General features: G+C 56.9%; 18 protein-coding genes. 8 read left to right on the top strand and 10 right to left on the bottom strand.

What is annotated here, in order from left to right; all coding sequences use genetic code 11:
* The first annotated feature begins 332 nt into the window (after window positions 1–332).
* From MKX42_RS07520 to nagA, 7 genes are all read left to right on the top strand, one after another.
* Window positions 333–1,310 (top strand): LacI family DNA-binding transcriptional regulator, encoded by a 978-nt coding sequence (locus MKX42_RS07520; protein ID WP_340751960.1) that lies wholly within the window; start codon window positions 333–335, stop codon window positions 1,308–1,310.
* Window positions 1,311–1,546: 236 nt separating this feature from the next.
* Complete coding sequence (gene efeO, locus MKX42_RS07515; protein ID WP_340751959.1) at window positions 1,547–2,452, top strand: iron uptake system protein EfeO; 906 nt, start codon at window positions 1,547–1,549, stop codon at window positions 2,450–2,452.
* 4 nt (window positions 2,453–2,456) lie between these two features.
* Window positions 2,457–3,803, top strand: coding sequence for an iron uptake transporter deferrochelatase/peroxidase subunit (efeB, locus tag MKX42_RS07510; RefSeq protein ID WP_340751958.1), 1,347 nt, complete (start codon window positions 2,457–2,459; stop codon window positions 3,801–3,803).
* 500 nt (window positions 3,804–4,303) lie between these two features.
* On the top strand, window positions 4,304–6,121 hold the full coding sequence (locus MKX42_RS07505; RefSeq protein WP_340751957.1) for an FTR1 family iron permease: 1,818 nt from the start codon (window positions 4,304–4,306) through the stop codon (window positions 6,119–6,121).
* Between the two features lie 341 nt (window positions 6,122–6,462).
* Window positions 6,463–7,341, top strand: coding sequence for a MurR/RpiR family transcriptional regulator (locus MKX42_RS07500; protein ID WP_340751956.1), 879 nt, complete (start codon window positions 6,463–6,465; stop codon window positions 7,339–7,341).
* Window positions 7,341–8,069 carry a glucosamine-6-phosphate deaminase gene (gene nagB, locus MKX42_RS07495; protein WP_340751955.1) on the top strand — a complete coding sequence of 243 codons (729 nt, stop codon included), beginning with the start codon at window positions 7,341–7,343 and terminating at the stop codon, window positions 8,067–8,069. The genes MKX42_RS07500 and nagB overlap by 1 nt, the downstream gene beginning before the upstream one ends.
* Window positions 8,057–9,250 carry an N-acetylglucosamine-6-phosphate deacetylase gene (nagA, locus tag MKX42_RS07490; protein WP_340751954.1) on the top strand — a complete coding sequence of 398 codons (1,194 nt, stop codon included), beginning with the start codon at window positions 8,057–8,059 and terminating at the stop codon, window positions 9,248–9,250. Before nagB ends, nagA begins: the two co-directional genes overlap by 13 nt.
* Window positions 9,251–9,447: 197 nt before the next feature.
* Here the strand turns inward: nagA and MKX42_RS07485 are convergent, their stop codons facing one another.
* Window positions 9,448–10,191: a YhcN/YlaJ family sporulation lipoprotein gene (locus MKX42_RS07485; protein WP_340751953.1), complete on the bottom strand. Its 744-nt coding sequence runs from the start codon at window positions 10,189–10,191 to the stop codon at window positions 9,448–9,450.
* Between the two features lie 191 nt (window positions 10,192–10,382).
* Here MKX42_RS07485 and MKX42_RS07480 point away from each other — a divergent pair, with 191 nt between their 5' ends.
* Window positions 10,383–11,453 (top strand): glycosyltransferase family 4 protein, encoded by a 1,071-nt coding sequence (locus MKX42_RS07480; RefSeq protein WP_340751952.1) that lies wholly within the window; start codon window positions 10,383–10,385, stop codon window positions 11,451–11,453.
* A 104-nt stretch (window positions 11,454–11,557) separates the two neighbouring features.
* Here MKX42_RS07480 and MKX42_RS07475 read toward each other — a convergent pair whose 3' ends face one another.
* The 9 genes from MKX42_RS07475 to MKX42_RS07435 form a co-directional block, all read right to left on the bottom strand.
* Complete coding sequence (locus MKX42_RS07475) at window positions 11,558–12,601, bottom strand: glycosyltransferase family 4 protein (RefSeq protein WP_340751951.1); 1,044 nt, start codon at window positions 12,599–12,601, stop codon at window positions 11,558–11,560.
* The gene (locus tag MKX42_RS07470) at window positions 12,598–13,320 is read right to left on the bottom strand and encodes a glycosyltransferase family 2 protein (RefSeq protein ID WP_340751950.1); all 723 of its coding nucleotides are present in this window, start codon (window positions 13,318–13,320) and stop codon (window positions 12,598–12,600) included. The genes MKX42_RS07475 and MKX42_RS07470 overlap by 4 nt, the downstream gene beginning before the upstream one ends.
* A gap of 24 nt (window positions 13,321–13,344) precedes the next feature.
* Window positions 13,345–13,920: a class I SAM-dependent methyltransferase gene (locus MKX42_RS07465; RefSeq protein ID WP_036727142.1), complete on the bottom strand. Its 576-nt coding sequence runs from the start codon at window positions 13,918–13,920 to the stop codon at window positions 13,345–13,347.
* A gap of 71 nt (window positions 13,921–13,991) precedes the next feature.
* A complete protein-coding gene (locus MKX42_RS07460) occupies window positions 13,992–14,708 on the bottom strand; it encodes a glycosyltransferase (RefSeq protein WP_340751949.1) in 717 nt (238 codons plus the stop codon).
* Window positions 14,705–15,703 carry an NAD-dependent epimerase/dehydratase family protein gene (locus MKX42_RS07455; protein WP_340751948.1) on the bottom strand — a complete coding sequence of 333 codons (999 nt, stop codon included), beginning with the start codon at window positions 15,701–15,703 and terminating at the stop codon, window positions 14,705–14,707. The genes MKX42_RS07460 and MKX42_RS07455 overlap by 4 nt, the downstream gene beginning before the upstream one ends.
* Entirely contained in the window at window positions 15,700–16,539 is an 840-nt protein-coding gene (locus MKX42_RS07450) for a dTDP-4-dehydrorhamnose reductase family protein (protein WP_340751947.1), read from the bottom strand. Before MKX42_RS07450 ends, MKX42_RS07455 begins: the two co-directional genes overlap by 4 nt.
* Entirely contained in the window at window positions 16,536–17,522 is a 987-nt protein-coding gene (locus MKX42_RS07445; RefSeq protein ID WP_340751946.1) for a polysaccharide biosynthesis protein, read from the bottom strand. The genes MKX42_RS07450 and MKX42_RS07445 overlap by 4 nt, the downstream gene beginning before the upstream one ends.
* Window positions 17,512–18,606, bottom strand: a complete 1,095-nt coding sequence (gene wecB, locus MKX42_RS07440) for a non-hydrolyzing UDP-N-acetylglucosamine 2-epimerase (RefSeq protein ID WP_340751945.1) — start codon at window positions 18,604–18,606, stop codon at window positions 17,512–17,514. The genes MKX42_RS07445 and wecB overlap by 11 nt, the downstream gene beginning before the upstream one ends.
* 51 nt (window positions 18,607–18,657) lie before the next feature.
* Window positions 18,658–20,196 carry a glycosyltransferase family 4 protein gene (locus MKX42_RS07435; RefSeq protein ID WP_340751944.1) on the bottom strand — a complete coding sequence of 513 codons (1,539 nt, stop codon included), beginning with the start codon at window positions 20,194–20,196 and terminating at the stop codon, window positions 18,658–18,660.
* Window positions 20,197–20,273: the final 77 nt, after the last annotated feature.

Here is a 20,273-nt window from a genome sequence, read left to right as displayed (position 1 = left end):
CTGTCACAGCATTAAATTGGGCGGGGGCAGGCGCGGAGTCTGGACAATCCCGGCACATCGCAGCCAGGACGCAGCAAAACCGGCCGCAGCTCCTTACGCGTTAAGGGCGGCAGCCGGCGGGCAAAGGCTATCGAATTCACGTTACAGCAGCAAGCTGTACCGGTCCGTCACGCCCTTGCGGTCACGCCGGTTTCTCCGGTAGAGTTGTTGTTGCACCCCCAGTGTAATGTATGAAATGGATTCCATAGCAAGATTTTTTATCGGCCGAAAAGCGGTTCATTTCTATGTTAGAATGAGGTCATACCAGTCTCACACAGGAGGCGCAGACGAACGTGGCTAATATTAAAGAAATCGCCCGGATGGCCGGAGTATCTGTAACGACCGTCTCACGGGTGCTGAATAATCATCCGTATGTCAGCAAGGACAAAAGAGCCGCTGTACTGCAGACGATTGAGCAGCTCGACTATACCCGCAATATGAACGCCGTTCATCTGATTACCGGACGTACCGGTGCGGTGGCGGTGATTCTGCCGTATATTCATGCTTTTTATTTCTCGATTATTATGAATGGCCTTGCCCACGAGGCGTTGCTCTCGCAATACCGGCTGATTCTTTGCCAGAGCAATTATCTGGAGGAAGAAGAAATCAAAGTGCTGGAGATGCTGCGCCACAAAGAGATTGACGGTGTCGTGATTGTATCTACTGCGCTGAAGCCGGACATCATCGAGGAGTATACGGCCTACGGGCCGGTTGTCACTTGCCAGGACAGCGGGGCGCGGCGCTTTTCTTCTGTCTATATTGAGCATTATGCGGCTTTCAAGGAAGGTCTGGAGTACTTGACCGGCAAAGGTTACCGCTCTATCGGATATTGCGAAGGACGGAGTAACGGCAGCAGCGCCGTGATCCGTCAGGCTGCTTACCGCGAATTCATTGCTGAGCATAAGCTGGCTTTTGAAGAGGAATGGATGATCTATGACTGTACAACGGAGGAAGACGGCGCTGCCGTTGCACAGTCCCTGCTGAAGATGCCACAGCGGCCGGAAGCCATGATTATTACGGGAGACCATGTAGCTGCCGGGCTGATTATTGAAGCGCGCAGAGCCGGCCTTAGCATCCCCCATGACCTCGCAGTTATGGGCTTCGACAACCAGCCGATCGGCCGGCTGCTTCAGATCACCACCATGGATAACCACCTGTATGAGATGGGGGCCGCCGCCTTCCGCATTATCCATGAGCAGATTCACTCGGAGCATCCCGAACCGGTCTACCGCAAGCTGGACTACCGGATTATTGAGCGGTCTACGGTGTAGTCACAGATCAGGCGGTTGAGCTATGATTTGGGCCGTTGGTATGAGTAGAGAGTTGCATTTTGTGCAGGAATATAGATATGATCTGCGTCTTCCGTTTGTCGGAAGGCTTTTTTTGCGATTCTGCATGGATATGATAATTATCACATTTTTATTGACAGCTAATAGATGTGGAATTATGATAAGTCCATAATTGATAACGATTATCATTTTCATGAGCGAAAAGGGGTATCCACCGGATGAAAATAGGTTATGCAGTACCTGCGGGTCTGCTTGCAGCGTCCCTCCTGTTCGCCGGATGTGCGGGCAAGGACAATAGTAATAACAGTGGTAATAAAAGCAATGATTCGGGAAATAATGCTGCAGCCCAGGCTGGTAGCGGGACAGAAAGTGTAGCGAAGGCCGGAGGTGAAACGAACGCAGATTTCACCACTGCCATCGACGAATACCGCAAATACGTCATTGAACAATGCGATGCGTTCGTTAAGCAGACCGAGGGCTTCACGGATGCTGTCAAGGCGGGCAAGCTGGATGAAGCCAAGGCGCTGTATGCTCCGGCACGCATGCATTATGAGCGGATCGAGCCGATCGCTGAAGCGCTTGGGGATCTGGACCCGAACATTGATGCCCGTGAGAATGATGTAGATGCTGCGGACTGGCGCGGCTTCCATAAGATTGAACAGGCTCTCTGGCAGAACAATACAACGGAGGGCATGACGGATGTCGCGGACCGCCTGCTGAAGGATGCGCAGCTGCTGCGCGCCAAGGTGGAGACGGCCGGGATCGATGCCAATCTGCTCGTTACCGGGGCTGTTGAGCTGCTGAATGAGGTCTCCTCCTCCAAAGTAACGGGGGAAGAGGAGCGTTATTCCCATACGGATTTGTATGATTTTGTGGCGAATGTGGAGGGGGCCCAAAAGATCTATGAGCTGCTGAAGCCGGAGCTGGCCAAAAAAGACCCGACCCTTGAGCAAACCATCGGCGAGCGGTTCACCGCCTTATTGAATGAGCTGGCGCCGTTCAAATCGGGGGAGGGCTACGTCTCTTACGAAACGCTCAAACCGGAGGAGGTCCGCAGGTTAAGCCAGAACCTCGATGCCTTGGCTGAGCCGCTATCCAACATGGGAACGATTCTGGGAGTGTGACGATATGAATAAGAAAGATAAGAATTCCCGGAATAAGGCTGACGCGGATCACGGGATTCCTGCACCGGAGACCAAGCTGTTCAACACCAAATTCAGCCGCCGCGATATGCTGCGGCTGACCGGTGCCTCAGGGCTCGGGCTGCTGCTGGGCGGAGGCGGTGTGGGCGGCATTATGGCGGCACGCCAGGCAGCAGAACGGGCGGTCCCGGCCGCCGCCTTCGGGCAGAATGAAGAACAGGCGGATACGATCCCCTTCTACGGCAAGCACCAGGCGGGGGTTCTTACCCCTGCGCAGAATTTTCTGTGCTTCGCTTCATTTGATGTGACGACTACCAAGGTCAGTGATCTAAAAAAACTGCTGGAGGACTGGACTGCCGCCGCCGCTGCCCTGACCTCAGGTACGATGATCGGCACGGCGAACGACAAGCCCAATCTCCCGCCTACCGACACCGGCGAGGCGGATGGCCTCACCCCTTCTAAGTGCACCCTTACCTTCGGGGCAGGTCCGGCCCTGTTCGACAGCCGGTTCGGGCTGTCCGGGAAGCGGCCCGCCTCCTTCACTGAGCTTCCGGCCTTCCCTGGAGACAGCCTGGAGCCGCAGTGGTGCGGCGGCGATCTCTGTGTCCAGGCCTGTGCGGACGATATGCAGGTGGCGTTCCATGCCATCCGCAATCTGGCCCGCATCGCCCGGGGTACGGCGGTGCTGCGCTGGACCCAGGAAGGCTTCCAGCGCAGCGGCAGCGCCGATCCGTCAGGCGGCACCCCGCGTAATCTGCTTGGCTTCAAGGACGGCACGGGGAATCCGGACGTCACCGATGACGCGCAGATGCGAAATATCGTCTGGAGCGGCAGTGCCGATGGCCCGGGCTGGATGAACGGAGGCACGTATCTTGCGGTGCGGCGCGTACGGTTCCGTATTGAGGTCTGGGACCGCTCCTCGCTGAGCGATCAGGAGGCCACCTTCGGACGGCACCGGCAGAGCGGTGCACCGATTGGAGCCGGGGATGAATTCGCTGAGTTAAACCTGGCAGCAGCGGATGCCGCCGGCAAGCCGCTCATCCCGCCGGACTCCCATTCCGCTCTCGCCCACGGAGACGGCTCAGTCCAAATGCTGCGCCGCTCCTACTCCTATTCCAGCGGCATGGATCTCAAGACGGGGCAGCTTGATGCCGGTCTGGTGTTCATCAGCTTCCAAAGGGATCTGATGAAGCAGTTCGTCAGCATCCAGCAGCGCCTCTCCAAAAATGACCGGCTGAATGAGTATATGGTTCATACTGGCAGTGCCGTCTTCGCCTGCTTCCCCGGTGTCCGGGAAGGCGGTTATATCGGGGAATTACTGCTCGAGGGTTGAAAAGCCCAGGCTGTGACGGATGATGCTAAGGAAGCAGGAGCGATGAGGATTCTGAGGCGGGAAGCGCAGCGGCGATTCGGTGGACCAGAGCTGCGGCGTTTCGGGCACCGGAACTGCGGCGATTCGGTGGACCGGTGCTGCGGCGATTCGGGCACCGGTGCTGCGGCGTTTCCGGCACCGGAGCTGCGGCGTTTCGGTGGACCGGAGTTGCGGCGTTTCGGGCACCGGTGCTGCGGCGTTTCGGTGGACCGGAGAGAACGACAGGTAGCTGATCGTTGGGGACTGAGAGGCCTTTATGTTCTCTTTTCGAGCATATTCAGCTACTTGAGCGGACTGCACGGCGCTTATTTCCGCTACGGCGGGCGTTTTCCTCCCAATTATTTGTACATAAGCTCCACTGAGTCCGTTCAACTTGCAGAAACGTTAATATTACTAAAATAAGCGCAGCTGAGTCCGTTGCAAGTGACCCCTCCTCGCTAAACTTGAAGGGAATGATCCCGATGATGATCACGGTTACACAGAGTCCATGGCGGCAGATCAGGGCGGCGCTGCTGTTCCTCTGCCTGCTTGTACTGCTGCCCGGCGCGCCGGCTTCTGCGTCAGGCGCGCCGCTGGATGAGCTGCTGCCGCCTGTAGGCAGCGCGCTGGTCGAGGCCGGCCAGAGCCGCTGGGAGGCGGCGGCGGCCGATGTTGAATCGTTCGCGGCGCTGTGGCGCAGCGCGAACAGGAGCAAGCCGGACCCGGCACTCGCCGGTCCGGCTGCTGAGGTGGACGCCGCGCTGGCCGCTGCGGCGGAAGCCCTGGCGGGTGGCGGCGGAGCGCCCGCCAAGGCGGCCCTGTCCACGCTCGCCCGCAGCGTGGACGCTTATGTTACCGCCGCCGCAGGCGAAGGCAGCGGTAACACGGGCGCCGCCGGCCGCGCAGCGGCGGCGAAGCTGCTGCCCGCGGCGGAGCGCACGCGGGATGCGGCGCGCAGCGCCGACTGGGCCGCGGCGGCGGAAGCCTACCGCGCCGTGGTCAACGGCTGGAAGCCGGCGGAACGCGGCATCCGGTCGGACAATCCCGCCGTCTACGGCTTGCTGGAGACGAAGATGAGCCTGCTGCGCATTGCGCTGCAGGCAGAGCCGGTCCGCGGAGAGGCCGCGCAGGCGGAAGCGGAAGCGCTGGTGACGCTGCTGTCCGGCTACAGCGAAGGCAAAGCCGTCGATACCGGTGGCGCGCCAGCGGAGCCGGCTTCCATTGAAGGGCTGATCAGCTATCTGAAGCAGGCTTCCGCCGCCGCCCAGGCCGGCGACAGCGCAGCAGCCGCTGATATAATGGAACAGTTCATTGCTGCCTGGCCTTCGGCCGAAGGCCAGGTCCAGCTGGCCTCCCCCAAGGTCTATGCCAGCATTGAGAACGAGAGCACCGCCGTCACCGGTTATCTGCTCTCCAGCCCTCCGAAGCTGGACCAAGCGCTATCGCTTATGGACACGATGCTCTCTGAGCTGACGCCACTGGCCGGGGAAAAGACTTATACCGCATGGGATGCGGCACTCATTCTGCTGCGCGAGGGGCTGGAGGCGATTCTTGTACTCGCCGCCCTGCTTGCCTATCTGCGCCGCGAAGCAGTACCGGCGGCCCGCCGCTGGGTCTGGTCCGGCGCGGCAGCAGGTCTGGCTGCAAGCATCGGCCTCGCCGTATTGCTGACCTATTCCCTCTCCCAAGCCGCCTCCGGCGGCGCGCGCGAGCTGATCGAAGGCATCACCGGCCTCGTCGCCGTGGTCATGATGCTCACCGTCGGCCGCTGGCTGCATGGGAAATCCAGCACGGCAGCCTGGAATAAATATGTGGACCGCCAGATGCAGGGCGCCCTCGCCAAAGGCAATCTGTGGTACCTGTTCTTCATCGCTGCGCTGGCCATTTTGCGCGAAGGGGCCGAGACTACGATTTTCTACGCAGGCATGGCACCGGCCATTGATACCTCTCAGCTGCTGCTCGGGATTGGCAGTGCCCTGGCGGTCCTAATCATCCTCGGCTATGCCATAATTGTACTGAGTGCCAAATTGCCGGTTGCTGCCTTCTTCCGCGCTGCTACAGTGCTGATCTACTATCTGGTTTTCCGATTCCTAGGTGAGAGCCTTCACGCCTTGCAGATCGCCGGCAAGCTGCCCGCCCATAACGGGCACAGTCTGCCTTCCATCGGCTGGCTTGGCATATATCCGACCTGGGAGACTACCATCCCGCAACTGCTGATCCTCTTCTTCATCTTATGGGAGCTGCTACGCGGCAGACGGACTGCCAACAGAACGAAGGCCGCAAACGGGATCACTAAGTAAACATACTAATTTATGTAAAAGCTGCAATCTGTGCGTGTGCCCTCAAACACGCAGATTGCAGCTTTTTGTATCTCCTGCCAATGGGTTGGCTGTATTCCCCCCCGCCCATGCATGAAGCAGAAATAGATAGGCCGAAACTGCCTATTGCAACCTTCCGCAATTTGTTTTATCCTAATTATGAAAATAATTTTCTTGATTATCGTAGTTTTTGTGAAAATAATTTCAAAATCGGTTTAGGCTAAAATTTAACCTGTCCATTTCCGCATGTCCATTTCTACATTTTCATTCGATAAGTAGAGAAAGCTACATGAATCTGAATCTATAGAAAAGAAGGTGAGTGCTTGTCTCCCATTCTGCATGCTCTGGAGCATGACAAGCCCAAGCTGTCGCAAATGGAACGCAAGCTGGCTGAGCGCATTCTGGCCTCGCCCGGGGAAATTGTCCACATGGGCATCACGGAGCTGGCGGAGGAATGCGGCATCAGCACGGCAACGATTACGCGGTTCTGCAAAGCGCTGCACTTCAAGGGTTATCCCGATTTCAAGCTCAAGCTGGCAGCTGAGCTGGCGCATAGCGACGGCTCGCCGGAGACCGGCAGCTCCTCTTATCAGGACATCGTGGCCGGCAATCCGCTGCAATTCATTGTAGAGGCCATGCAGGCCAACCATCTGGCCTCGATCCGGGACACCACCTCGCTGCTCGATCTGGGCCGGCTGCAGCAGGTCATTGATCTGCTGTGCCGGGCGCGCCGGGTCGATCTGTACGGGATGGCCACCTCATCCATCGTAGCCCAGGATTTCTATCAGAAGCTGATCCGCATCGGCGTGAACTGCACCGCTTTTGCCGATTCCCATATGCAGATTACTTCCGCATCCTCACTCTCTTCCGGCGATGTGGCGTTCGCAGTCTCTTATTCGGGGGAGACCCCGGAGACGGTGGATGCCTTAACCTGTGCAGCCGCAAGCGGCGCAGCTACGGTGTCGTTAACCTCCTACGGAAGCAGTACTCTGGCTACACTCGCTGATATTCCGTTGTTCTCCTCGTCTCTTGAGCAGGGCATGCGGCGCGGTGATATGGCGTCACGGATCGCACAGCTGCATATTATCGATATTCTGTTCACCGGCATGGTCAGTACCCGGTTCGGGGATTTCATCCCAAGGCTTGAGCAATCTTATCGGAACGTCCAACATTACCGTCATAAACGGGGAGGTCAAATCTAATGAATATTTTGAAATTTCAGCATGAAGAAGATTTCGCAGCCACAGGAGCTAACCTGATCGCCAGTCTGCTGCAGAGCAATCCCAGAGCCGTTCTCGGTCTGGCTACCGGAAGCTCCCCTGTCGGGGTGTACGAGAAGCTGGTGGAGATGCACCGCAAGGGCAATGTCAGCTTCGCCAAAGCCTCATCCTATAACCTGGACGAATATGTCGGACTGCCTGTGGATCATCCGCAGAGCTACCGGAGCTTCATGAATGAGCATCTGTTCAATCATATCGATATCGACCTGGCCCGCACCCATGTGCCTAACGGAAATGCTCCCGATCTTGCGGCCGAATGCCGTGCGTATGACAAGCTGCTGGAGGATAACGGTCCGGTGGATCTGCAGATCCTCGGCATCGGCAGCAACGGCCATATCGGCTTCAACGAGCCGGATGCCAGCCTGAGCAGCGGAACGCATGTGGTAGATCTGCTGGAAGAGACCCTCGAAGCCAATGCCCGCTTCTTCGACCGTGTAGAGGATGTGCCGCGTCAGGCGGTAACGATGGGCATCGGCGGCATTCTCAAGGCGAAGCAGATTGTACTGCTTGTGCGCGGGGAAGAAAAGGCTGAAGCGGTTAAAAATGCGCTGGAGGGCCCTATCACTACCCAGTGCCCTGCTTCGCTGCTGCAGAGCCATCCGAATGTGGTCGTCCTGCTGGATGAAGGTGCCGCCAAATGGTTGAAATAAACGGTATGAGCGGAGAATTATTGTTCGGCAAGGTGCTCACTCCTGATGGAATCATAGAACAGGGTGTACTTGCCGTAGCAGAAGGCTTGATTCAATATGCAGGAGAAGCCGCTTGGCTGCCCGCAGCCTATGAGAGCTGGCAGACAGTCACCCGGGAGCCGCAAGGTCTGCTGATCCCCGGATTCGTTGATGTGCATGTGCACGGCGGAGCCGGACATGACTTCATGTACAGCGATGCAGATGCTCTTGACACCATCACACGGTTCCATGCCTCACACGGGACGACCTCTATGCTTGCTACAACCATGACGGCTGCCAAGGCAGACATCGATCAGGTGCTGGCTGAGGTGGATGCTTATCGTTCCCGTGAAGGCGGCATGCCTTATGCAAGGCTGGCAGGTGTACATCTGGAGGGACCGTTCATCAGCGTAAGATGGCCTGGAGCGCAGAATCCTGAGCACATTGTTCCGGCTAATATAGAATGGCTGGAGGAATGGGAGTACAAGTATCCGGGAATGATCCGTCAGGTCACCCTGGCTCCGGAGCGTGAAGCTGCCCTGGAAGCTGTCCATTGGCTGCGCAAGCATGGCATTACCGCCGCGCTCGGCCACACAGATGCTACATTCGAGCAGGTGATTACCGCTGCCGATGCCGGACTGAACCAGGCGGTGCACATGTTTAATGCCATGACGCCACTGCATCACCGCAAGCCGGGAACGGCCGGTGCCGTGCTGTTCGATCCCCGGATCAGAGCCGAGGTCATTGCTGACGGTATCCATGTCCATCCGGCAGCCATCAGCCTCATTACCCGGCTCAAAAACAATCATAATCTGCTGCTGATCACAGATGCCATGTCAGCAACCGGACTCAGCGACGGAGAATATGCCATCGGTGATCTGCCTGTGATTGTCAAGGACGGCATAGCCACGCTGAAGGAGCATCCTGAAGCACTGGCCGGCAGCACACTAACGATGATTAGCGGGTTCCGTTATCTGGTTCAGGCGGTCGGTCTAAGCCTGCTGGAAGCCTCACAGGCTGCCAGCCTTAATCCGGCGCTGTCGCTCGGCATGCAGCGGTCTATTGGAACGCTTGAAGCAGGGAAGCGCGGCGATATCCTGCAGCTGGATCAAGACCTGAATCTGCGCGGAGTATGGATCGGCGGACGCAAGCTTCAGGCCTAGATCCAGACAGTTATACACAGCTTCATATCCCTATTAACACAACAATGCAGCCCTTTCACCCGGCTTTCCGGGTGCGGTGGCTGCATTGTTTGCATCTGTCTTCATTCACTGTTTGCCCGCCCTGTGCCGGTCATTTGAATAAGCCTCATATCCCTCTGGAATACTATCTTCATTCAAGGCACTATGCAGTACGCTGCTTACTGTCCGCTGCGCGCAGGGAAAATCCGTTCCGCCATAATGCGGAATTCATTCGCGAAGCCTCTGAGCGGGTGCCCTGCACGGAATTCCCGGGCATAATAATCGGCCCGCTCCACGAAATCCGGGTTCGCCGAGACATACACATTTCCGACGTATGTGTTGCCTTTTTTAACCTCTGCGGCAATTTTATTCTTGATTTCCCCGGGAAGTGTGTCTGTATCATCCCCCATCTTGCTTCTGGACATAATCCCGTTATTACCGTTTCCCGGATAATCTTCAGGAGCCGCCATGCCTGTACCGCCAACGGTTCCGGTGCCTGTCAGACTCCCTGGAATGCCGGCCATGGAGCCGCCTGTTCCCGTCATTCCGGGAACACCCGCAGCAGTTCCTCTTCCGGTAGCTTTCTCGCGGATGGTACTCTTCGTGTGAACCCCGCTCGAAGCGTCCTCCAGCATTACAGCAACATAAGCGCTTCGGCCAACCATAATAACGTTAGCCGAACGGACTTCCGGCATGGCCGCTACACGGTCAGCCAATTCCTTGCTCATCTCCATGCTGCCGAAGTCATCGTCACGCTTCATGTCCCGTGTGGAGTTCACGTGGATTCGCCCGTCTGTCCCGCGTACACCTTTCGTCTGCATATTGCCGCCATCAGCCGAATGGCCGGCACCGCAGCCGGTTATACTCATGGCGCCGAGCAGCAATGCTGCAGTCAGGGACAAGCCGAATTTCGATCGCAACATTCCTACATCTCCCTTCACATAATAATGTAGTACAGCGTAACAAGACTTAGCATGGCTCCTCCGCTGCCGGGCTATCCAGAAAGGATTTGGTAATGCCGCCCCCCACAGTCACGTGTAAGAGAAATCCGGCGTATCTTATATAACAGCAGACTGTGTTTCTCCGCAGGCAGTCCAGATCAGGAGGGGTAAGCTTGAAAATTCTATTTACGTTTTATATACCAAGCGGCGGGGTGGAGACCCTGAACAGGCTGCGGTGTGAGAGTCTTCAAAAGAACGGCATCGAATGCCATGTGCTCTATCTCATGCCGGGGTCCGGCACTCACAATAGTGTAAGCTTCCCGGTATTTATCACTTCACAGGATGAAGATATCAGGGCTATACTGAATGCCAATCATTATGACGCCATTATCGTAACCTCCGATTACCTGCTGCTGGAACGTCTGCGCCGGCTGGGGTATGGCGGCATCCTGATCTACGAGTCCCAGGGTCTGGGAACACGAAGCGAAGCCCGTAATGTGATCATAGATTCCGTGCCTTATCTGCAATCCTTCTGCAATGCCGTGCTGATTCCCCCCACCGATCATTTACTGGAGCTGTTTATCGAGATCTGCCCCTGGCTCCAGCGCTATGTTATTCCGAACCTTGTGGATGTACAAGGATTCCGCTATATCCCCGCCGAGGCGCCCGTTGATCCTGTCATAGCCTGGGTAGGGAGGCTGGAACCCAACAAGAACTGGAGCGAGTACCTGAAGATTGCCCACCATATCCGCAAAGCAAAACCTAACCTGCATCTCTGGATGTTCCATGATCCGGGCTTGGCCTCCGATGACCAGAAGGCGGCATTCAATGAAGAGCTGCATGCTCTTGGCCTGAATGACCGGCTGAATGTGTTCACGAATATGCCTAACCAGACGATGCCTGTCTGCTATTCATCGATTGCCGCTTCAGGAGGCTTCCTGCTGTCCAGCTCGGTCACAGAAGGCTTCGGATATGCCGTAGCTGAGGCTGTCTGCTGCTCCTGTCCTGTACTCAGCACGGATTCCGACGGGGTCAGATCCTTCATCACCCATAATATTACGGGCAAATTCTATCCGCTGGGCAATGTGGAGGCTGCCGTGAACGAAGGACTGGATCTGATGAATAATATCCCGCTGCGCGAAGCCATCTGCTATCAGGGCCGTCAGCATATGGTTACGCATTTCGGATTCGATCAGTATGCACATTCCTTCCGCGAGATGATGAATTCCTTCTCGATCTTCTAACTATTGCAAGCTTCATATCCCCCTGTCTTCCGGCAAAAAAACCTTCAACCCCAGCGCCAGCCAGGGTTAAAGGTTTTTTGTATTCGGCACTCTGCCCGAAGGCATCACGTACCTTGTCTGGACACCATCTCAAACAGCTCAGCCTGGAAAATCTGCACGCTTCTCTCCCAGGTAAACTCCAGGGAATCCTGCTCTCCCCTTGCGGCCAGACGCCGGCGAAGCTCCCCGTCGTTAATGAGCGTCACAATATCCGCAGCAAGACGTTGCTCATGACGATACGACATCAGGCAATTCTGCCTGTGTGCACAGTATTCGAGATTCCCTCCTGAATAGACGGTAACCAGAGCAGCACCGCAGCGCATCGCTTCCAGCCCCGGCAACGAACCGGCATCATTGGTACTTGCGCTGACAAAAATATCTGTCTCATTGTAATGATAAGCCAGTTCATCGTCATTCCCGGGTGTCCGCAGTTGATAGCGCCCGGAGTTAAGTAAGGCCTGCAGACTCCTTGAAGCGGCATATTCAGCAGGGGGAGTCATGATATAGATCTCCACCTCAGGATGAAGCCGCTTGACCATATCAAGCTGTTGAATCAGGTATTCCTGTTCCCGGTGGCCGGAGAATCCGCCTTCTGGGCGCCGCATAATAGCCGAGACGATCAGCGGCTTGCCCGGATTGTCGCGAAAATGCCTATTATGGAAATCCGGGTCAACACCGACCGGAACAATTCTCCCTTTAATACCATGATTGATCCGTATGACCTCCTGCTGCCAGCGCGACAGTACAAGCAGGTTGCGGGTAATGCCATAGGAGGCGAACGACTGATTATTATCCGGCAGGAAATTCGGCTCATAGCATAAGGCCAGCCGGATATGCAGTCCTTTGCCCTGACGGCTGGCCCGTTCGGCAACCGGAACGGTTGTATAATAATTGGAGATAATGACATCCCCGTAAGGGAAATGATCTTCTGTAAGGGCCGGGGCGGGCACTGGGATAATCGGACATTTCATCTCATATTCCACAACACCTAGGCTGGGCATAAGAACAACAACCTCATGCCCTATTAAAGTCAGGGCGTTCGCAAGCTCCGCTATCATCCGCTGCGCACCGCCTCTGGATAAGGTCAGAACCGGAAAGGTTAGTCTCAATTCCTTCTCTCCTTTCTCAGCAGCTCCGTCAATTTACCCCTGTGCCTGAACTGCACATGGGCAATTTCCCGGTTCTGCGCTTCGCCGTGCAGGACCGAGCCCATCTCATCATGAACGCGGTAATCCAGCAGCGGCTCTTCTATATAAGACCACTCATAATGAGGCAGAATCCGCAGCCACATATCATAATCCTGTGTATACAGGAGGTTCTCATTAAATCTGCCGACCCTGGAGAGGATCTCCATATCAAACAGCACCGTGCTGCCGTTCACCGGACAGCCGGACATCATGGTCTGTATGAGTTCCGCCCTGTGCAAGGCCGGCATCCGGACAATATCGGAGAACCGCTGCCCGTGCTCATTAATATAGTAGTAAGCCGTATGATTGAAGGAGGTGCCCGAGCTGCGGATGGCTTCTATCTGCCGCCTGATTTTATCGGGGTGGAACAGATCATCCGCGCTTAACCAGGCAAAATAAGCTCCGCTTGCCACCTCGATTCCCTTATTGAGGGCCGATCCGGTCCCCCCGTTGGTCTTGCGGACATATACAATCCGGCTTCTATAGGCGTCAAGCTTCTCCGTATGGAGCGTTGAACCGTCATCCACCACGATCAGCTCAATATCCGTGTAGCTCTGGGCCAGCACGCTTTCAACCGCCAGATGTACGTAGGGACAATTATAGAACGGAATTACCACCGAGACCTTGGTCTTCTGATTCATGCCCCGGCCTCCTCCCTGAGTCATTTATACGGTCTTGCAGGCGAGCAGGGCGTCCAGCGGAGCGTGATTCTCACCGAAGGCTTCCCGGAATGAAGGATTCTCCGCATGGTGAAAGCCCTTCAGTACAGTCACGGCGTAGCCCAGCTTCAGAAAGTCCTCAGGCTCCCAGCCGCTCCAGTGTTTCTGGTAATACTCTCCATGCAGATTAAAATGGTCCTTCCCCTCCTGCGGGAAGAAGCCCCGCGGTGTAAATACGACGACACGGTTCGCAGCGATGAGCTCTGCCTTACGCAGCAGCTCCATGCCTTCACTCATCGAGAAATGCTCCAGCGAATCGATCAGAGTGACCGCAGAGAAGGTTCCCGGCAGGAACAGCTTATCGATATGACCGGCATCGGCATGAACCGGAATGATATGGGGAGCCTTGTATTTGCGGTGCAGCAGATAAGGCCTGTGGATATCCAGCCCCAGCACCACAGCGGCTTCATACCGCTCCAGCAGCGTACCGGTACCGCTGCCGATATCCAGTATACTCTCAGAGAATTTCAGCTGCTCCAGCAGGACCGGCAGGAAGTCTTTCACTTCGATTTCCCGGTACATATGCTCTCCCTCCTAAGCGTTAATTGCCTGACCTTGGACTGTGCTGCAGTGCCGGCTGTGCGCTCCGGCAGCTAGCCGCCCATGGAGGCAATCAGGGCACTTAACGGAGCTTGATAACGGGCACTGGTTGCTGCAGCTTCAGCCATAATGACATCGTAGTGTCTGAGCGTGCCCATTCCCTCATGCCGGCGGTAGGCCGTCAAGGACTGGTTCAGCATCACCGGTGCATAACCGTTCAGAATTGCCCGGTACCATAGATCATAATCATGGGTATACGGCAGTGCTTCATCGAACATCCCGATGGCTCCGAAGATCTCCCGCTTGAACATTACCGTACAGCCGTTGATGGGATTGCCGTACAGGAAGCAGCGCAGATATTCAAGCTGGTTCGGGAATACGGCCGCAGCATTCAGCTCCATAGCCTGCGAGTTTCCGTTAATGTAGTTGAAGTTGGTGTACGAGATCAGCAAACGGTTCTGTTCCATGAACAGAACCTGATTATTGATCTTGTCACGATAGAACATATCATCCGAGCTGAGCCAGACTACATAATCTCCCGTGGCATGCGCAATACCGTGGTTAAGTGCCGAAGCGGTGCCGCCGTTGGCCTTGCCCAGATAGTGAATATAGGGCAGATAAGGGGTAATCCGCTCTGCATGCAGGGTTGAACCGTCATCCACTACGATAATCTCATAAGGCTGCCAGGATTGGCTCATAGCGCTCTGCAGCGCCTGCTCAATATAAGGGCAGTTGTAAAAAGGAATAACTACGGATACTCTGGGCTTCATAACAACCTTCCTTCCTTACCGGCTCTTGTATAGCGGATAATATCTGCCAGTGAACGGTCCAGCGCAATCTCCGGCTTCCAGCCGGAAATAGCAGCATAGTCCCCCGATTCTTCAGGCGTTCCCTTAGTATCAGCAGATTCAAATGGAGGCTTCGCCGGAACGGCAGATGACAGGGAGGGATTGCCCCGGCTGTCCTCCTCCTGCGGGCCCCAGTCCACCCTTACCGGAGCCGCAGCATGAGCCAGCAGCTTCGCTGCAATCTCTCCCAATTCCCGCTCTGTCCCGGAATCAATGCGGTAGATCCTGCCGGTCTCTCCCGAATCCAGAATGAAGCCATACGCCCTGACCGCATCACGCACATCCAGAAAGTCACGCAGCGCATGGCGCGAGGAGAGCCGAAAGGCAGCAGGAGCAGCCGATCCGGCTACGGCGGCTGCTTCACTGCGCACAATATGCTGTGCCAGCAGGGAACAGAAGCCGGTAGACGGACCAGGCCCAATCAGGTTCGAGGGCTCCGCCATCAGTACCGGCTGTGCGAACAGCGTTCCCCAGGCCAGCGATACCAGCTCTTCCAGCGTCTTACTGAGGCTGTAGGGGTGAGGCGGGTCTGCCGCACCCGGTCTGTACTTAAGCCGGGAGCCGGCCACCAGAATACGGCTGGCCGGCTGGACACGCAGCGCCTCAAGCAAATATAGAGTAGCCATTACATTGGTTTCCATGTAGAGCAGCGGGTCCTGCCAGGACTCCGGGACCGAATTCTTGCCTGCCAGGTGCAGCACCTGATCCGGCTTCACCGCTCCAATCATTGCCGTTACAGCCCCACGGTCCCCCAGGTCGCAGACATACTGCTGAACACCCTCCGGGAACAATTCCGCTTCTGGCTTGCGGCGGACTACAGCAGTCACCTCCGCTCCTCCGGCGGTAAAATAGGCCACGGCATGCCTGCCGGTAAAGCCGGAAGCTCCGGTAATAAGGAGACGCCGCCGCCCGCTCATGTCGGCAGCTCTGAGCTGCGCATAAAGTCGGCAAGCTCGCTAAGCATCCGGGGATAGGACGGCAGCTCAATCGTAACATCGCTTCTCGTGCTGATCAGCGTCCGGTCCTGAACCGGCGTCTGCTGCGGAATGATCTCAACATCCTCTTTATGAAATGCGGTCTGCATCATCTGCAGCAGCTGATATTTGCTTACGGGCTGCGGGTGGGCCAGATGAATCAGCCCGGAGAGATCCGAGTCCAGCAAGGAGTCAATGGCTTTGGCCAGCTCCAGGGTAGTGACTCCATTCCACATCACACATTCATATCCGGTTACCCGGCCCTGCTGGGCCAGGAACCATTCCATGAGGCCGATTCCGCCGGAACGGATCTCGGGCCCGATAATGGAGGTACGGATCGTAAGATGTCCGGGATCACGCACTTCTCCAAGACTCTTGGTGAGGGCGTAGACCGAGGTTCCATCTGCGGCATCCTCCTCGGTGTATCCGCCGCGTGTTCCTTCGAACACGCAGTCGGAGCTGATGTGGATGAGCCGGGCATGAATCTGGTCCGCTGCCCGCCGCAGGCGGTGAGGCAGGAATCCGTTGACATGATACGCGCCGATCCGGTCCCGTTCGGCGAATTGATTGAGTACCCCCATCGCATTAATAATGCAATGGGGGGAGACGATTTCAACCAGCTTTTCTACACCGGCAATGTCGTCAGCGTCTACATACAACCCTCCAAGATCCTTCTTATCCCGGGTTGTATGGAAGATGTGGTGCTTGCCCTGACGGCGAAAATACTCCGCCAGCATATGACCTGCCATACCATTTCCGCCGAGAATAAGGAGCTTCACTGGAGGAACCCTCCCCGGATCAGAATATCCTTGATTTCAGCCTGCTCCATCAGATGATTCTCCGAGCTGAAGCTGCTGAAGGACACATGGGGGTAATGACGGTAATGCTCCTTCAGCTCCGGCATATCGAGCGTAGGCAGAATAACCAGGTACTGCTCATCGTAGACCACCGTAGTCAGGCTCTCAAAATCGCTCATCAGGATCTCATGGATTTTCTCACCCGGGCGGATGCCGGTCTCAATCATACTGACATCCGTCCGCCCGGAAGCTTCGATCAGCACATCGGCCAAATCCACGATCCGGCAGGTCGGCATGGTCATGACGAAGATTTCGCCGCCGATACTGACACCGGAAGCCTTGAACAGCAGGGTAATGGCATCGCGCAGGGTGAAAAAGAACCGGGTCATGTTCATGTCTGTAATCTTTACCTGTCCCTTGTCCTTGATCTGCTTCATGAACAGGTGGACCACACTGCCGTTCGTCCCCAGCACATTGCCTCCGCGCACGGTAACAAACTTGGTACCTGAGCCGATCAGATTGGCATAGACGAACAGCTTCTCGCCGATGGCCTTGGTCATGCCATAGAAGTTCGACGGATTAGCTGCCTTGTCGGTAGAGATGTAGATCGCCTTCTCCACATTGTTGGCAATCGCCGCTTCAATGACATTTTGTGTGCCGACCACATTCGTCTTGAGTGCCTCGTACGGCTGGTCTTCGCAGACAGGTACATGCTTGAGTGCAGCCAGATGGAAGACATAATCCACACCGCGGCAGGCAGCCACCAGCGCATCCTTGTCACGGATATCGCCGATGATGAAGCTGAGACGCTGATCTTCAAATTCACGGCTCATGGCTACCTGTGCAGACTCACTGCGGGAGAATACGATGATTTCTTTGGGATGCTGCGGCAGCAGCTGCCGGATCAGCTCATGCCCCCAGGAACCGGTACCGCCTGTAACCAGAATCCGTTTATTATTGAACATGCAGGTTCCCTCCAAGCAGAAATTTAACTACCTTTACCGAGACACCTTGGGCAAGATACCCTTCCGGCGCCTCCCAATCGGGCTTAAGTGACGTCATCAGCACGGTGCAGCGCAGAATGCTGTTCTGTTCTACCCCCGACACTACATTACTTCCGCAATCGACGGTCTCCGGGCGTTCTGTTGTCCGGCGTATGGTCACCGTAGGTACTCCCATCAGGCAACATTCTTCTTGAACGGTGCCGCTGTCGGTAATGGCGCACAGGGCATAACGTTCCAGATGAACAAAGTCGAAAAATCCGAAGGGTTCGTGAAACTCCACCAGCGGGTTCATCCTCAGCGGGAACTGCTCCGTAAGCTTGGAGCGTGTACGGGGATGGATGCTGCAGATCAGGCGGAGCCCCAACTGCTCAGCCACCAGGTTCAGCCCGGACATAATCTGGAGCAGCGACTCCGGATCATCGACATTCTCGGCCCGGTGGGCGGTCACCAGCAGATACCGGCCGGCTTCAAGCTTCAGCCGGGACAGGATGTCACTGGCTGCGATCTGCTCTTCGTAATGCGTAATCACCTCATGGATGGGATTGCCGGTTAACACGATACGCTGGCTGGGGAACCCTTCGCTGAGCAGATGTCTTTTACTCTGCTGGGTATACGGCATATTTATGGTGGAGACGGCATCTATGACACGGCGGTTTTTCTCCTCCGGCACTTTCAGATCGTAACAACGGTTGCCTGCTTCCATATGCACCACAGGGATGCCCATCCGCTCGGCCAGAATGGCACACAGCGCACTGTTGGTATCACCCAGCAGCAACACGCGGTCCGGCCGCTCCTGGAGCAGAATACTCTCCAGGCTGCCGAACATTGCGGCCAGCTGGCCCCCGAGTCCGGCCTGCTTATCCTGCAGCACGTAGTCCGGTGCGCGAAGTCCCAGTTCGGCGAAGAATACCCCGCTCAGGCTGGCCGTGAAATTCTGTCCCGTATGCACCAGCACATGCCGATCCGCATACCGGTCCAGCAGCGGAATGATGACACTTAGGCGGATGATCTCAGGCCGTGTGCCCAAAATCGTCATGATCTTCATGGGTTCACTCCCCTTTGATTATGGCCTGCCCCCAGGAACCGGGCAGGCTGCTCAGGATGCCTTACGCCGCCGCTTGCTCCGGCGGCTTCCGGCATGGCCCGCGCGGCGCTTCTTGCCGCCGCCGCTGGCCCGCCTGCGCGCGGAGCCTGCCGCGCGCTTCTTGCGGCGCGGGCTCTTTCCCGCCGCGCCGCTCCGGGACTTGGCGCGGCGCAGCCTGCCGCGCCGCAGCTTCGCGGCCCGCAGCCGTGCGGCGCGGCGCCCGGTCTTGCCCCGCGGCGGCTCTGCCGCGGGGGCGCTCTTCCCGCCCGCCGGCGCAGCTGCGGGCAGGGCTTCCAAGCCGCCGCTGAGCTCCGGCGGCTGGAGGCAGTAGCGGAGATGCCACCTCTCCGCTAAGCCTTGCAGCCGGGCGCGGTAAGCAGCCGGGCCGTAGGCGGCCTGGATGTACTCCCGCGCCTGCGCGCCAATGCCGGCCGCCATCGCCTGGTCGGCCAGCAGTGCGTTCACCCGCGCTGCCAGCGCATCGATGTCTCCCACTGGCACGAGCAGCTCGCCGCAGCCTGCGGCGTTCAGGATTTCCCGCAGGCCGCCGGAATCATAAGCGACGACCGGCTTGCTGAAGGCATAGCCCTCCAGGGCCGTCATGCCGAAGCCTTCCCGGATCAGGCTGGGGACAACGAGCAGATCCATCGCGCAGTAAGCGGCCGGCAGACATTCTTCATATCCGACGAACCGGAAGCGTGAGGTCAGTCCCTCCAGCTTCACCTTGCGGACACAGCGCTCATAGTAGCTTTTATCCCCGGGCGTCCCCACTACGAGGTAGCGGGCAGCCGGATGCTGCTCATGCACCAGAACCGCCATCTTGACGAAATGTTCCAGCCCCTTCTCCTTATTAATGAAGGAAGAGACATAGCCGATCAGCGGTTCCCCCGGGGCAATCTTCAGCTCACTCCGCCGTTCACCGCGCAGCTTGCTCCAAGCCTCGAACATCAAATCCGCGTCACTCCATGACGGAGGCAGCTGGGTCACCTTACTATCGCGGATCTCCCCCTGGAAGCACGCTGCCGCTGTCTGTGAAATCGCCAGAATCTCATCGCTGTGGTTGTGGATCAGCTCTACGCTGACCGGGGTGAACTCGTTGTCTGTAATGGTCTCCGAGATCTTCCAGATCACCGGTATGCCCAGTGACTTCGCCGCGATTGGCGGCAGGGCATGCACACAGGTGCTGGTGATCACGAACGACGGACGGAGCTCCGCAAGCCAGTGCGTCAGCTCGTGATACTCCCGGCCCTCCTGCAGCTTGCGGATATCTGCCGGAAGACCGGCATAAGGGGTATACACTCCATAGACCAGCGGAATAGACATCAGCCGGACCTGAAGGCCGTAGCTCCGGGCCAGCTGTGTCAGCTTCCCGTCCTGCGGAGCTACGAGGATACAATTGAAGTAAGGAGACAGCTCCCGGCTGAAGAATAACAGCAGCTTCTCCGCACCCGTAATACTGCGCGTGTTGGAGACATGGGAAAAGAGGACGATCGTCGCTTTGTCGGCCATGGTGTCTCGGCGCTCCCCTGCGAAGGGCTGTGGAGCAGCCATTCACCTCCTAATTTTGAATGCACACAATCTGCTATCACTCAGCAGTGCTCCTGCTTGGGACGGGTATATTAGCTGAC

It is taken from the genome of Paenibacillus sp. FSL R7-0204 (assembly GCF_038002225.1).
Classification (GTDB): domain Bacteria; phylum Bacillota; class Bacilli; order Paenibacillales; family Paenibacillaceae; genus Paenibacillus_AQ.
The sequence above is the reverse complement of the archived record's forward strand: the minus strand, read 5'-3'. Positions and strand labels throughout refer to the sequence as shown.